At 60.1% G+C, this 13745-nt stretch carries 13 protein-coding genes; 2 read left to right on the forward strand and 11 right to left on the reverse strand.

Annotated elements, in window-relative coordinates; translation table 11 throughout:
* Positions 1-7: 7 nt before the first annotated feature.
* A complete protein-coding gene (locus EI291_RS09475) occupies positions 8-469 on the reverse strand; it encodes an ABA4-like family protein (protein ID WP_125419578.1) in 462 nt (153 codons plus the stop codon).
* A 168-nt stretch (positions 470-637) separates the two neighbouring features.
* Between EI291_RS09475 and EI291_RS09480 the strand changes: the two genes are divergently transcribed.
* Complete coding sequence (locus EI291_RS09480) at positions 638-1318, forward strand: hypothetical protein (RefSeq protein ID WP_125419579.1); 681 nt, start codon at positions 638-640, stop codon at positions 1316-1318.
* Positions 1319-1402: 84 nt separating this feature from the next.
* Here EI291_RS09480 and EI291_RS09485 read toward each other — a convergent pair whose 3' ends face one another.
* The 3 genes from EI291_RS09485 to EI291_RS09495 form a co-directional block, all read right to left on the reverse strand.
* Positions 1403-1837, reverse strand: a complete 435-nt coding sequence (locus tag EI291_RS09485) for a hypothetical protein (RefSeq protein WP_125419580.1) — start codon at positions 1835-1837, stop codon at positions 1403-1405.
* Positions 1838-1918: 81 nt separating this feature from the next.
* Positions 1919-4099 (reverse strand): dipeptidyl-peptidase 3 family protein, encoded by a 2181-nt coding sequence (locus EI291_RS09490; protein ID WP_205701585.1) that lies wholly within the window; start codon positions 4097-4099, stop codon positions 1919-1921.
* A 245-nt stretch (positions 4100-4344) separates the two neighbouring features.
* The gene (locus EI291_RS09495) at positions 4345-5460 is read right to left on the reverse strand and encodes an AMP-binding protein (RefSeq protein ID WP_125419581.1); all 1116 of its coding nucleotides are present in this window, start codon (positions 5458-5460) and stop codon (positions 4345-4347) included.
* A 154-nt stretch (positions 5461-5614) separates the two neighbouring features.
* Here EI291_RS09495 and EI291_RS09500 point away from each other — a divergent pair, with 154 nt between their 5' ends.
* On the forward strand, positions 5615-5833 hold the full coding sequence (locus EI291_RS09500) for a hypothetical protein (protein WP_125419582.1): 219 nt from the start codon (positions 5615-5617) through the stop codon (positions 5831-5833).
* 81 nt (positions 5834-5914) lie between these two features.
* Here the strand turns inward: EI291_RS09500 and EI291_RS09505 are convergent, their stop codons facing one another.
* From EI291_RS09505 to menD, 7 genes are all read right to left on the reverse strand, one after another.
* A complete protein-coding gene (locus tag EI291_RS09505; RefSeq protein WP_125419583.1) occupies positions 5915-6370 on the reverse strand; it encodes a DUF305 domain-containing protein in 456 nt (151 codons plus the stop codon).
* A gap of 152 nt (positions 6371-6522) precedes the next feature.
* Positions 6523-8259 carry a type 1 glutamine amidotransferase family protein gene (locus EI291_RS09510; RefSeq protein ID WP_125419584.1) on the reverse strand — a complete coding sequence of 579 codons (1737 nt, stop codon included), beginning with the start codon at positions 8257-8259 and terminating at the stop codon, positions 6523-6525.
* Positions 8260-8298: 39 nt separating this feature from the next.
* Entirely contained in the window at positions 8299-9075 is a 777-nt protein-coding gene (locus tag EI291_RS09515) for a hypothetical protein (RefSeq protein ID WP_125419585.1), read from the reverse strand.
* Between the two features lie 186 nt (positions 9076-9261).
* Complete coding sequence (locus EI291_RS09520) at positions 9262-9636, reverse strand: DUF6370 family protein (RefSeq protein WP_205701586.1); 375 nt, start codon at positions 9634-9636, stop codon at positions 9262-9264.
* A 201-nt stretch (positions 9637-9837) separates the two neighbouring features.
* Positions 9838-10656, reverse strand: coding sequence for an alpha/beta fold hydrolase (locus tag EI291_RS09525; RefSeq protein WP_125419586.1), 819 nt, complete (start codon positions 10654-10656; stop codon positions 9838-9840).
* A gap of 318 nt (positions 10657-10974) precedes the next feature.
* A complete protein-coding gene (menB, locus tag EI291_RS09530; RefSeq protein ID WP_125419587.1) occupies positions 10975-11799 on the reverse strand; it encodes a 1,4-dihydroxy-2-naphthoyl-CoA synthase in 825 nt (274 codons plus the stop codon).
* Between the two features lie 16 nt (positions 11800-11815).
* On the reverse strand, positions 11816-13744 hold the full coding sequence (menD, locus tag EI291_RS09535; RefSeq protein ID WP_125419588.1) for a 2-succinyl-5-enolpyruvyl-6-hydroxy-3-cyclohexene-1-carboxylic-acid synthase: 1929 nt from the start codon (positions 13742-13744) through the stop codon (positions 11816-11818).
* Position 13745: the final 1 nt, after the last annotated feature.

The following is a 13745-nucleotide window of genomic DNA, read 5'->3' on the forward strand; positions in this document are numbered from 1 at the left end:
AGAAGTATTAATAAGGAAGAACCGAAGCAGAGACTGTGGCCTCGCGGCCGTAGAAGCGCCGCACCAGGGCATACAGCAGCAGCCCCACCGGCCCGAACAGAAACGTGAGCAGTAGGCAGGGCACCAGCAGCAGGTGCGGCACGCCGCGCTGCCGGGCATCCCGGCTTTCCCAGATGCCCAGGCACAGATCAAAACACAGGTAATGCACCCAGCCCGCCAGCAGCGCCCAGGGGTTGCGGAACAGTGCGGCCACGTCGGCAAGGGTGCTGAAGCCACCTTCCTGAGCGTGCGCCCCCAGGTAGTGGCTGCCGATGAGCAAGGCGTAGCAGCCGGCCAGCACCAGGGGCAGCGCACCGCTGAGTACCAGCCGTTGGGTTATGCGCCAGCGCGGAGCCAGCACCAGCAGGGCCCAGCCCAGCAAGGCCACGGGGTTGGCTAGGGAAAACAGAAAATCAGGAGTGAGGGTCATGCGCCGCGTGGTTGGTTTGGTGCTGTAAACATGCACGAAACCCCGTAATCGGCCCGCACAAAACCCGGTGAAGCGCCGTTGTGGCAAGCTGAAACGGTGCTCTGCCGGGGGCGAAACAGCAACTACTGCCGCGCCTGCCCGTACCTTTGGGCCGTGGAAGCTGCTTGTTTGCGTACTGTATTGGTTGGGTTGGGGCTGATTGTGGCCCCGGCCGCAGCCCTGGCTGGCCCAGCTGCGACTGGCACCGATGACAGCACCTTCGTGCGGCAGTCGCACCGGCGGGCAGTATTTCAGTTTGACCAGCGGTTCTCCATTCTTAACGGCAAAGTGGTGGGCATCAATGGGCTGAAAGGCGGCATTGAATGGCGCGGACGCTGGCGGGCGGGTCTGGGCGTGTACCGCCTCTCAGGCGGCGTGCCCACCCGCATTCCGCAGCCGCTGGAGTTTCCGGCCGGTACCCGCGACGAAGTGCGGTTTCGGTACCTGGCTGCCTATGGCGAGTACGTGTTCATCGGCAACCGGCGCTGGGAGCTGAGCGCCCCGCTGCAACTGGGCCTTGGTAACTACTACACCAAATACTACTTCCCGGACGGGGGCGTGCTGCGTACCAACCGGCAGGTGCTCTACATGGTAGAGCCCTCCGTGGCGGCCCACTACCGCGTATTTCGGTGGGTTGGGCTGGGGGCGGGCACCGGGTACCGGCAGGTATTCGCCTCCGGCGAAAAGCCCGAAGACCAGATCAGCGGCTACATCTTTTTCGGCCGCGTCAAGCTGTTTCTCGGCGACTTCATCAAAGTAGTGCGCGGCCACGAGCGGCTGTTTTCGCAGCGCGGACTGGATCAGCACTAAATTTAAAAGGAGGTAAATCCACACGTCGGTGTTTCGACTTTGTGGACCTACCTCCTTTTTGGGGTTGATAACCTGAGAAATGCTTTACCGCGGTGCGGCAATACCCTTGGCCGATAACGGCCGGCGCAGCACGTAGCGGCGCACATATTCGCTGGGCTCTCCTTTACTGTAGTTGATGGGCTGCTCCAGAATCTGCACAATTTCCCAACCCCGGCTACCCATGTAGTTGATGGCGCTGATGGTGGTGGCGAATACCTGAATTTTGCCGGCCTCGCGCACTACCTGTTCCGAGCCGCCCAGCTTCTCATAGCCGTAGCCGAAGTCCACGTAAATGTCGCCGGACTTCTCTTTCTCGGGCTTGCCCACGTTCACGAAGCCCGTGCGCATCAGCTCACAGAACTCGTAGCGAACCGGTTCCGGCGCGGCCGGGCGCGGGGGCGGGGTGGACTGGGCGCGGGCCTGGGTAGTACCGCCTGCCAGCCCGGCGGCCAGCAGCAACGTGGCGAAGATCTTTTTCATGGTGGTGAGTGGTTGGGGGCGAAAAGTGCGCAAAGAAAGCGGGTTGTACACCCCGGTCAGGAGAATGTACAACCCGCCGGTCTAGTTATAGTTGGGCAGCAGTCGGTACTGACGGCCATAGTCCAGCATCTGCTGCGAGAAGTCAGTGGGGTATTCCAGCTTCACATCCGTGATTTTGCCATCTTTCACCACGGGCACCAGCCGGGGCTGAATGAAACCGGCATACGGGGCAATGTTCAGCTTCTGGTAGCGGGCCAGCACTTCCTTGTGCAGCGCGGGGTCCACCTTCACGCCGTAGGTTTCGATGAGGGCTTTGCCAGCCGCGTAATCCCCTTCGCTGGTGATGCGCTGCAGCTCGCGTAGCAACTGCCCGAACAGGCCGCGCAGCTTCTCGTAGTCGTTTACCCGGAAGTAGGTTTTGCCGTCGCGGGTGAGGCGCTCAATTACGTTGTCCTTCCGGCCCTTCTCAAAGGCCCATTTGGCTACCATCTGGCGGTTGCGCATGTGGGCTTCCTCCACGGTTTCGCCCAGCTGCAGGCGCACCAGCTGGGTCATCAGGCCGTTGCGGATGTAGTTGTCGTATTCGGCCTTGGCTACCTCGCCGCCGGCGGGCAGCACGCCTAGCTGGGTCAGTTTGGCGTCGGGTAGGTAGTACAACGCCACCAAGTCGGCGCGGGCTTCTTCCAAGGCCGAAGCGTAGCTTTTCAGCGTTTCCTTGGGCGTGCCCACGCCCTTGTTCAGCTGCCCCGAGGCATGCCCGATTACCTCGTGCATATCGGTGTGGAGCTTGCCGGCCAGGCCGGCATACTGGCGGGCGCGCTGCTTCTCGGCGTCGTCGAAGGCAAACTCATCCAGCATCCCGCCGGCGTCGGCGGCACCGTAGGCATCCACAATGTTGCCCAGGTTTACCGATTTGGAGCCGTGCTCCTTCCGGATCCAGCTGGCATTGGGCAGGTTGATACCGATAGGTGTGTTAGGAGCCGCGTCGCCGGCTTCTACTACCGTGGTAATCACCTTGGCCGTAATGCCAATGACGTTTTTCTTCTTGTGCTCAGGCTTGATGGGGGAGTTGTCCTCGAACCACTGCGCCTCATCCCCAATGGCCTGAATGCGCTTGGTGGCCTCCAGGTCCTTGAACGACACCACCGACTCGTAGCTGGCGCGGTAGCCCAGCGGGTCGCCGTACACCTCAATAAAGCCGTTTACCACATCGGTGCGGCTTTTCGTATCGTGTACCCAGGCAATGTTGTACTCGTCCCACTTCCGCAGGTCGCCGGTCTGGTAAAACTCGATGAGCTTCTGCAGGGCCAGCTGCTGCTCGGGGGTATCGGCCACGGCGGCGGCTTTCTGCAGCCAGTAAACCACTTTGCTCAGGGCCCGGCCGTACATGCCCTCCGTGCGCCAGGTGCGCTCCGTGATGCGGTTCTGCTTGTCCTTTACCAGCTTGGAGTTGAGGCCGTAGGAAATGGGCTGCGGGTCCTTGGCGTTGATGCGCTTCTTGTAGTACGCCTCCACCTCGGTTTGCGTCAGGCCCTCATAAAAGTTGTTGGCTGAGGTCTTCACCAGATCCTTGCCCGCCTCCTGGTTTACCCGCTTGGGTGCCACGTTCGGGTCGAACAGAATGGGCGTCATTGTGGCCAAGAACTTCGTGACCGACTCGCCCGGCTCCAGCGGCAACTGCTTGGAGTCGGTGGCAAAAATCAGCTCTTTGAAGTAGGCCGGCGTGCATTCCGGTACAAACTTGCGGGTGCTGTAATGGTGATGAATGCCGTTGGAAAACCACACGCGCTTGGCATAGGTGGCAAACTCAGTGGCCTGCTCAATCTGCTGCTGATTGGTGCTGGCGGTACGGCGCTCCTCATTAGCTTTCCAGACGGCCTCCAAGGTGCGGCGCACACGCAGGTTGTGCTTATAGTTTTGGTCGTAGATGATGTCGCGCCCGCTCAGGGCGGCTTCGTACAGGTAGTACAGCAGCTCTTTCTGGCGGGGCTCCAGGGTTTCAAAGCCCGGCACCTGGTAGCGCAGAATGCGCAGGTCGGCAAACTGCTCCATTACCACCTGGAAAGGAGGCGTGGCAGGTACCGGCGGAGTGACCGGCGCGGCGGCATCAGCGGCGGCAGCCGTTTCTAGTTGTTGCACGGCTGTGGTAGTAGCTGAGTTAACGGCCGAAGTGGGCGTGGTAGTGGTGCCGGAAGAGCCGGCGCAACCGCCACCCAGTTGAGCCAGCAGCAGCAAAGCCGCCGATACACGGGTATGATTCATTGAAAACGGGCAGGGTAGAACTTGCACAAATCAACGGATATTTTCACATACCTAATGAGCGAATGGAATCCCGGCCGGGTAAACCCGAACGCCATTTTGAGGAATCCTGCGTACTGACGTTGGATTACTATTGCAACATCAGCACGCGGGATTCCTCGACTACAGCTGCGTCTTAGCTCGGAATGATGTACTAAGCTGTGTCTGAAAAACGACTTTTCAGACACAGCCTAACCCGTTACCTCTCCTCACTTCACGGTGCGCAGGGTGCTGAGGCGGTCCAGCTTGCCCGAAGCCGTGGTGCGGAACTCGGGCACGGCCACCAGCTCGCGGGGTACCTCGTACTTATCCAGGCGCTGACGCAGCAAGCTCAGTAATTGTTCCTGCTGGCTGGTAGAAAGCTTCGCGCCTTCCAGAAAAGCGGTTACCTGTTCACCCAGGCGTTTATCGGGGCGGCCCGCCACAAAGGCCCGCCGGCCCAGGTTCAGCTCCGTAAGGGCCACTTCCAGGACCAGTTCCACCTTTTCCGCCTGCACCTTCACGCCACCCGTGTTGATCACGAAGTCGGCCCGGCCCAGCCACTCGAAGCTGCGGCCATCGGCGGCCAGCGCAATCCGGTCGTTGGTGGTGATGAGCTGGTTTTCCGTGACGTCGGCGCGCACCGTGAGGCAGCCGCGCGCATCCTGGCCCACCGTAATGCCCGGCAGCACCTGGTAGGTGGGCTGCACGGCGGGGCCATTGAGGCGGCGCAGGGCAATGTGCGAGGCGGTTTCCGTCATACCATACGTCACGTACACCGGCACCCGCAGCTGCTGAATTTCCTTTTCCAGACTGCGTTCCACGGCCGCGCCGCCGACCAGAATGCCCTTCATGCGGTTCAGGCGCGCGGCGTGGCCGGCCGCCAGCACCGCCCGTAGCTGCAGCGGCACAAAGGAGGTAAAGTCGAAGTCCGCTGTGGCCGGTACCAGGGCCAGCGGATCGGCGTGGGGCTCCACAATGGTCAGGTGCATACGCCGCTCCAGGCCGCGCACCAGCATCATCAGCCCACCCACAAACTCGCAGTTCAAGCACACCAGCATCCGGTCGCCGGGGCCTAGGTCGAAATAGTCGCCGGTGCGGCTGGCCGAGGCTTCCAGCTGCCGCCGCTTCAGCTGAATCAGCTGAGGCTGGCCGGTGGAGCCGGAGGTGCGCAGCCCGAACTCCTGGGCCCCGTTCAGCCACTGCCGCACGAAATCCAGCACCCGGGCCTCGTAGCCGTTCAGGTCGCGGGGGGCGCGGGCGGGGTACTGCTGAATATCGGCGTAGCGAAATTCGCGGCCATTGAGCAGCAGAGAATCGGGCAGGAGGTCGGTAGCGGCAGCCATAGAAGAATGCGGAGAGGAAAGCGCGGCAAGATAGGTGCCGGAACAACCATCTGCACACCGAAAACTCCTTTGGTATCGGAGAGAAAACCGGGAGCTTCTTGACTTCGAAGGAGTTAAAGATGTATATTAAGCCAGTCACCAATCTCCAAACGCCATGCTTTCCACCGCACCAAGTCCGTTTGCCCTGGTCAAGACCTACGTGTTCAGGCGCTACATCACGTTTCGCAACGAGGTAACCGCTCCGGCCGCCAGCCCCGTTACGGATACGGCCCGCCGGGCCCGCAAGCTGCTGAAGAAACGCGCCAAAAGTGAGCGGCTGCGCAATTTCTTCGGCTGGTGCGCCGGATGCGAGGCTTATGGCTCCATATTCTAGATAAGCGCCAGCGCGTACAGCGTTACAACAAGTGCCTCAGCGCCTGCTTTATCAGGTGTTGAGGCACTTGCTACATCAAGGTTATTTTAACCGGCTAAGTAAACGCTTCATCTCACCTATTTCACGCTTCTGGGTACTAATGATGGAGTCCGCCAACTGGCGTACCTCGGGGGCTTTGATGGTGGCCCGCTCACTGGTGAGGATAGCAATGGAATGATGCGGAATCATGGCCTGCATCCAGCGTCGATCATCAACCAGCGTCTGGCTGCGGACCATCAGCAGGGCCAGGGCAAATACAGCCGTACTACCACCCACAATAAGCATGTTGAGGCGGATATTCTGGTACATATGGTGCATTGAGCCCAGCATAATAACGGCCATAGGCGTAATCATTAACACCGTCATATAAAGCCGTGTGAGACTCGGGTACACGTGGTCCAGCGCATACGTGTTCAGGTACATCACACAGTACATAATCCCGAACGATAAAGCCAGGGTCAGGAAGAAACGGCGGTAAGGTTTGTGAGGGGTGTTCATGCGCAAAAGGGGGTGAGGGAGCTGTATCTATATTTATACGACGGGCTCTGTAGGTGAGCTTCACAATCCCCTGTTATTACCCCTCGTGCAGCCGTATTTTGTATAATCTGGCCGGGTTTCTGCCGCTGGTGCTTATAAGGTTGAAGCACTGCTTAGTAATACACCTGCAGCACATCCACGTCGCCCAGCGGCAGCGAAACCGTGAGCTGCCCGCCGATTTGCTGAAACCGGAGCACGCCCCGCTGCGCCGACTGTACCCGGCGTACCGTGCGGTCGGCTGCTACGGTAACATCCACCTGCTGTGCCGTGCCGCTCCAGTTGAGTAGGGTTACGGCCACGCCGCCGACGCTGTAAAGGGCCGGGGCCTCAATCAGAGGCTTGCTGACTTTCACGGGCAGCGCGGCGGCTACCGGCTGAACCGGCTGCGTAATCAGCTGCCGCCACCCGGCCGCGAAGCCACTGGCCAGCCCGCCCGTGCTGCCGGTAGCCGAGTGCCGGTAGGAAAGACCGGGGTAGCAGGCAAACCGCAGAATTTTTCCCTGGCCAACGGTCCGCTCCGTAAGAGCTGGCGTACCATCTTCAAACCGGTAAAGCGTACGCGCTGATGCCTCCGCGGCACTGGCTACCGTCAGCTTTTCCCGCTCCCCGAATACCGTCAGGGCGGTGTTATCCAGCATAAGCTGGCCGATGGGTTTGGCATCGGCGTACTGGAAGGCGGGCAGCCGCAGGGCCGCCGCCGGGGTAACGCCCGCCGCCTGCAGGGCCGTGGGCAGGGGCTGATGATACCGGTCAAACTCCATGGCGCCGGCCACCGTTACCAGGGTGCCGCCCGCCTGCACCCAGCGCAATACGGCTTCGGTTGATTCCTGCGGCAAATCGGGCGCGGTTACGTACAGCACTTTGGTGGCCTGGAAATCCGGCTCCGTCAGCTTCTGCTCGTCAACAAACTGCACCGGCACGGCACTGTGCTGCAGTGCCAGAAACAGGCCGTGCATTTCCACCATGTAGCCCATGCGGCCGGCATCCAGGTACGGGTTAGTGGCATCGATGATGCGCGGCGGATGCGGGAATTCCTCCAAGTCCCAGAGTGGGGAGCTTTGGGGCGTCAGAATAGCCACCGGCGAGGGTTTCATGCGGCCTGGGTAGAGCAGATCTTCCGCTTTGGCAACCATCTGCATGCCGCGGGCCAGCGGCGCAAATACTGGCAGGTTTTCGGAGTAGCAGTTGCCCGGAAAGTTATACTCCGGGCCGTAGGTGAAGAACTGGATGGTTTTGGCCCCGTGGCCCACCTGCGCCAGCAGCTTCTGGGCCATGCCCCCCGGCCGCTGCCCCGAGACGCGCGGAATCACCAAGGAGCCCATGCCTACCTGCCCCAGCTCGGCGGCCGCCCGCAGCCGCGACGCATAAAAGGACCACTGGGGTGCCATATCATCCCCGAACCAGTCTTCCGTGGCAATGGCAGTAGTGCCCCGTTCCCGGCCAAACTCCAGCCAGTCGTGCTGACCCATGGCGGCGTTAGGGTCCTGGCCCTGGTCGTTGTTGCCAATGGGGCCCGGCTGGTAGGCCAGTCCCATAAAGTTGTTGAAGTTGACCAGCACCGGCACCTGGGGGCGGATTACCTCTTCGTAGGCTCGGGCTACTTCGCCAAAAAAACGGGCCGAGGCCCAGGGGGTAAACCGGTTAGACCAGTAAAACAGCCGCCGCGAGGGTAAGTCGTGGTATTGCTGCCGGCCAATCAGCTGCACTTCGCTCCAGGAGGTTTTGCCCAGACTGGCGGGGGTGAGGCCCCGGGCCTGCAGGTAGCCGTGGAAAGCGGCCAGGGCATTTGGGTCCTTGTTAAACTCGTTGTAGCGGGCGGGGTAGTACCAGCCGGGCTCATCACTGGTCACCCAGAATCCAATTTCCTCCTTCTTCCAGCCGGCCGCCAGCTACGGATTTACCTGGTCCTGCACAAACTTTACAAACTCGGCGTGGCGCTGTGGCCCGAAGTTGAAGGCATAGCCCGGCGGGTTGTACACGGCCCCCCATATTTTTTGGATGCCGGCCGCCCGCACAGTGCTGGTGAGGTTGGCCGGAACCGGGTGTAAAACATTAAAGCCCAATCCACACAGCCGACGGATACCCTCACGCCAGCTCAGGTAGTCATTATCGGAGCCGATGTACCGCTCCCCAAACAGAATTTTCTTCGGCCGCTCCTGCTCCGGCAGAAATGCCGCTTTCAGAGCCTGGTCGTACACGCGGCGGCCGTGACCGGTAAACGTATCAATGTGGATTTTCTGGTCAGTGCCGCGCCACAGCATCAGCCCGATGCCTGGTCCGAACAGCTCGGCGGGCGTGGTCGAGGTTTCGCCGCCTCCGATGGCGCTTTGCACCTGTACCGTGAGGTCGGGGAAGGAGGTACTGGTACTGGCTGGCGGGGTAATGCCCAGGCCCGTGGCTACCTGCCAGAACGAGTTATTGGCGTTGTTGTACGTGGCCAGGGCCTGCTCAATACCTGCGCGCGTGGAGGGTACCCAGGCGCTCCAGGCGGTGCCGGCAAAGCTGACCACTTGGGGGTTGCCGGCCAGACCCACCGTGAACTTAAGGCTGGCTGCCGGAGCTTTGCCCTGAATGCGGAGTACCCGCCCCCGTACTTTGTAGTTCGGAACATCCTTGGCGGCCGGTGCAGCAACTACTACGAACAGCAACTTGTAAGGCAGATGCAAACAACAGGCTCAGGATGAGGAATACAATTTGAGGGCGCATGGGCAAGCGGATTGGAGTAAGTAATCGGGAGAGACTAAACTTACGACCCAGCCAATAAAAGCGCGGAGCTCCGCCGGCAGGCCTGCCCTGTTTCGGGTGGGACCTACTGGCGGAACTCCGCGGAAAGCCAGATGACAACGGGCCGGTTACTGCGCTTTTTTCGTTTCCGGCAGCAGCCGGAAATAGGTGGCCACAAATCGGTTATTTACTACCTGGCCCTGAACTTCGGCCTGCCGGATGGCTTGGCAGAAACCGTCCTTGGCGTGGGCGTCGCCGTGGGAGTCGATGGTAGTGCCATCCACAAAGTAGGCCTTACCGGCAATGCGCACGGCCAGGTCGCAGCTTTTGCCGGGCAGACCCAGGCGGCACTGCCCGCACGAGGCTTGCACCACCTGCACCGGCTGGGCCGGGTTCGGAACTGGTGTAGAGCTGATGGCGCTGGAAGCCGTAGCTGGTGCGGTTTGGGCGTGAGCAGCAGCCGTGGTAACGATGCTTAACAGCAGTAGCAGCAGTTTTTTCATAGCCGAAGCGCCGCCCAAATATATTATGCTGCGGCAGGAGCAAGGTACGCACACATGCTCGAAAGGCGGTTTTGTTGAGCTAAAAAACTGTCCCTTGGGTCATCCATGAATATAAATCCCGAACCAAACTGCACTCGTCATTACGGAAACGTACGTGCAAGCATCTGCTTCCCGACGTGTCCTGTAAGGGTGATAATCAATTCAAGCCTGCGGCATAGAGTGCCGGTAGGTACCGAAGTAGCGGTGTAGGGCCGCAATGGTGGCTACGGGCGCATTCAGATGAGGATAGTGCCCAATTGTATCAATGATATCCAGCGTACTGTCAGCTAGTTTAGAATGCAGATAGCGGCCTACTGCTGCAGGTGCTACTGAGTCCTGCGCGCATTGCACAATGAGGGCCGGTACCTGTAGGTTGGGTAAAGCCGAGCGGTAATCAGACAAGAATGCGGCATGCGCAAACTGCCGGGCCACGGCCGGGTCCACGCTCATGAAGCTGGCCAGCAACTCATCCAGCAGCCCCGGGCGCATATCGCCGCCAATCAGGGAAGGTACAATGGCCCGCGACCAGGCCCGGTAATCAAGGTTCAGAAAACCGAGGAGTTCCTCTAAGTCAGCCGGGTCAAAGCCGCCCGGATAATCTCCGTCGTTTACGTAACAGGGAGACGCTGCTAATAGTACGAGCCGCTCGAACAGCTCGGGTGCCTGAATAGCTGCCAGCACTCCAATCATACCGCTCACGGAATGCCCTACGTACATCACCTTCGGCAGATCAAGAGCGCGCAATAAAGTAATCAGGTCCGCTGCGTAGCCATCCAACGTGTGGTAGCGGGAAAAATCATAGGCGCTCCGGTCTGAGCGGCCCGCTCCGACTAAATCAAACAACACTACCTGATACTGTGATGCAAAAGAAGGTGCCACATACTGCCAGCTATGCTGATCAGTCCCGAAACCGTGCGCAAACATCAGCGGCTGCTTCCCGGCTCCGTAAGTTGAAACATAGTGGCGTTGAAGGATATCCATGCGTATCGTGTATCTAAGCATTATCCGAAAAAGCAACCCAGATAATCCAGCAGTTCCAATCTAGAAATCATAAACTGCTTATAATACAATTAAATAGCAAGTTGTTCCCAATAAAGTCCTGCTTTCTCAATGTGGGAGGATAGTAGCATTTAAGCCATTTTCTGCTGGCACAGAGCCATATCTGGCACTAGGCACCAAGGACGTACACTGTACATCTCTGATGGATAGTAATTTTTTGCCTCTATGGTGTATTTAAAAAGCAAAAAGGCCTGCTTTTAGTAAAAGCAGACCTTCTTGCTGACTGATGTTGCAAACCGATTACGGGAACTTGGGATACTTGTCGAAATCCGGCTTGCGCTTCTCGATAAAGGCGTTTTTGCCCTCTTTGGCTTCTTCCGAGAGGTAGTACAGCAGCGTAGCGTTGCCGGCCAGCTCCTGAATACCAGCCTGCCCATCCAGCTCGGCGTTGAAGCTGGATTTGAGCATCCGCAGCGCCAGCGGGCTTTTCTCCAGAATTTTGTGACACCAGGCCACGGTGGTTTCTTCCAGCTTGTCCAGCGGTACCACTTTATTTACCAAGCCCATATCGAGGGCTTCCTGGGCGTCGTACTGGTCGCAGAGGAACCAGATTTCGCGGGCCTTCTTCTGACCTACCACGCGGGCCAGGTACGAGGCTCCGAAGCCGCCGTCAAACGAGCCTACTTTGGGGCCGGTCTGGCCGAAGCGGGCGTTTTCGGCGGCAATGCTCAGGTCGCACACCACGTGCAGCACGTGGCCGCCCCCGATGGCCCAACCGGCCACCATGGCAATTACGGGCTTTGGGATGGAGCGAATCATCTTCTGCAGGTCCAGCACGTTCAGGCGAGGCACAGTGTCCTCGCCCACGTAGCCGCCGTGGCCCCGCACGCTCTGGTCGCCGCCCGAGCAGAAGGCTTTGCCACCCTCGCCGGTCAGGATAATCACGCCGATATCGGTGCGGTTGCGGCAGATGTCCATCGCCTCAATCATCTCCTGCACCGTGAGGGGCGTGAAGGCATTGTGCACCTGGGGGCGGTTGATGCTGATTTTGGCGATGCCGCCGTGCTGGGTGAAGAGAATTTCGCGGAACTCCTTGATCGGGGTCCAGGTAAGTTGTTCGGCCATGAGAGGGGCAGTTACCTTATGGAGTGGAAAATGATGAGCGTACCGCCGCGCGGTACTGTTCAAAGAATTCGGCGTTGGTGGGACTGTCGGTGGTTATTTCGAGCAGCGCCGCGCCGGATTCAGCTGCAAAGAAAACCGGTAGCGCCGACTCTAGTTCAGTAAATGTGGAAACCGACAGGTAGCGCAGCTTAAAGTCGCGGGCGGTATTCTCGGCTGTGAGGGGCTGGCGGGTTTCAAAAAACTCCTCCAGCTCCGGCTGCTGGCGGGGACCATCAATGAGCCGGAAAATGCCGCCCGCGTGGTTATTAAACAGAATTACCTTCAGGTTGGGCGTGGGGTAGTTGTGCCAGAAGGCGTTTCGGTCGTAGAAAAACGCCACGTCGCCGGTGAGCAGTACCACGGGCCGATTGGGTTGGGCCAGGGCCGCGCCCACGGCCGTGCTGGTGCAGCCATCAATGCCACTGGTGCCCCGGTTGGCAAACACCTCTACTATGCGGCCCGCCGGTACGCCCAGAATGTTGGCGTAGCGCACGGCCATGCTGTTGGCCAGGTGCAAAGCTGTATGGTCGGGTAGCTGCTGCAAGGCTCGGTAAATGGCCGTAAACTCGTTAAAAGGCTGATTTGGCTGCTGCATAAACTCCCGCAGAAAGCCGGTGGCCCAGTTTTCGGCGGCCTGCCAGGGGCGCAGGTACGCGACTTTGGCCGGAGCATCCGCATCAGCGGAGGCCCACGTCAGGCGAACCGGCTCGCCCAGCGGCTGTGGGCGGGGTGCTACGCGGGTGGCATCCTGCGAGGTGGCGTGGCCCCGATTGGAGTCGAATCCCTGCGGCTCTGCGGAATTTGTGGGTTCAACTGGAATTGAACCAGCAACGTGCTCTTGCTGAGAAGTAACGTGAGAATCTGAGCTTAACTCCGCGAAGAAATCAGCCGGTTCCATGCGCACAATTTTGGTCAGCGACTGGAAGGTGTCGGCTACGGCCCCGGCGGGCTGAATGTGCCAGTGTTCGGCCGGCTTGGCACCGCGCAGGTACAGCTTGAGGGCCTTTGAAATAAGTGACTGACCGAAGGTGATAAGCAGCTCCGGTTTCAGCGCCTCCTTCAGACCCGCTTCCGGCACGGCCATAAACACGTCCTGGCGGCCCAGGGGGGCATTGCGCTGGTCGTAGCCGGCGGCGGCGGGCAGGTGCAGGTTGGCAATCAAATCACCCACCACCGGTACCTGGTAAGCGGCCGCAAACTGCCGCACCGCCAGCAGCAAATCGGCATTGTAGCGGTGCTGGCCGGCCACCACCAGTACGCGGCTGGTGTTCCGGATGGCGTCGCGCAGCTCCTGCAGTTGGGCAGCGGGTAGCAGCGAGCGGCCCGGCAACTCCCGCGTTACGCGCACCGGCCCGAACTGCAGTTCCTCGCCTTGTTTGGGGTAAAACGGCTCCCGCAGCGGTACGTTGATTTGCACCGGACCAGCCGGAAACTGTTCGGCTAAGCCAATGGCTTCTGATATAAGGCGGGCGGCGTGCCACTGCGCATCGGGATGAGTCGTGTCGGCGGGGAAGGTGAACGAGCCTTTGGCGTGGGCCCCGTACAAATCGGCCTGGCGGATGGTTTGCCCGTCGAGCTGGTCTATCCACTCCGGGGGGCGGTCGGCGGTAAACACTACCAGCGGAATCTGCTGGAAATAGGCTTCGGCCACAGCCGGGGCGTAGTTCAGGCCAGCCGTACCGGACGTGCACACCAGCGCCACGGCCCGCCGTTGCGCCTGGGCCAGCCCCAGCCCGATAAAGGCGGCGGCGCGCTCATCGGGCACGGTGCGCACCTGAATGTCGGGGTGGCGGGCAAAGGCAATGGTCAGCGGCGCACACCGGCTGCCCGGCGACAATACCACATCAGTAATACCCAGCCGGGCGCAGATTTCGGGAATGTTGTGAACGGCTTGCAGGGAAGACATA

It is taken from the genome of Hymenobacter rigui (genome assembly GCF_003944715.1).
In the GTDB taxonomy this organism is placed as follows: domain Bacteria; phylum Bacteroidota; class Bacteroidia; order Cytophagales; family Hymenobacteraceae; genus Hymenobacter; species Hymenobacter rigui.

Excerpts from the sequence above, each read along its gene's own strand:
- EI291_RS09475 (WP_125419578.1), bottom strand. The coding sequence starts at position 469 with ATGACCCTCACTCCTGATTTTCTGTTTTCCCTAGCCAACCCCGTGGCC.
- EI291_RS09485 (WP_125419580.1), bottom strand. The coding sequence starts at position 1,837 with ATGAAAAAGATCTTCGCCACGTTGCTGCTGGCCGCCGGGCTGGCAGGC.
- EI291_RS09490 (WP_205701585.1), bottom strand. The coding sequence starts at position 4,099 with ATGAATCATACCCGTGTATCGGCGGCTTTGCTGCTGCTGGCTCAACTG.
- EI291_RS09495 (WP_125419581.1), bottom strand. The coding sequence starts at position 5,460 with ATGGCTGCCGCTACCGACCTCCTGCCCGATTCTCTGCTGCTCAATGGC.
- EI291_RS09500 (WP_125419582.1), top strand. The coding sequence starts at position 5,615 with ATGCTTTCCACCGCACCAAGTCCGTTTGCCCTGGTCAAGACCTACGTG.
- EI291_RS09505 (WP_125419583.1), bottom strand. The coding sequence starts at position 6,370 with ATGAACACCCCTCACAAACCTTACCGCCGTTTCTTCCTGACCCTGGCT.
- EI291_RS09520 (WP_205701586.1), bottom strand. The coding sequence starts at position 9,636 with ATGAAAAAACTGCTGCTACTGCTGTTAAGCATCGTTACCACGGCTGCT.
- EI291_RS09525 (WP_125419586.1), bottom strand. The coding sequence starts at position 10,656 with ATGGATATCCTTCAACGCCACTATGTTTCAACTTACGGAGCCGGGAAG.
- menB (WP_125419587.1), bottom strand. The coding sequence starts at position 11,799 with ATGGCCGAACAACTTACCTGGACCCCGATCAAGGAGTTCCGCGAAATT.
- menD (WP_125419588.1), bottom strand. The coding sequence starts at position 13,744 with ATGTCTTCCCTGCAAGCCGTTCACAACATTCCCGAAATCTGCGCCCGG.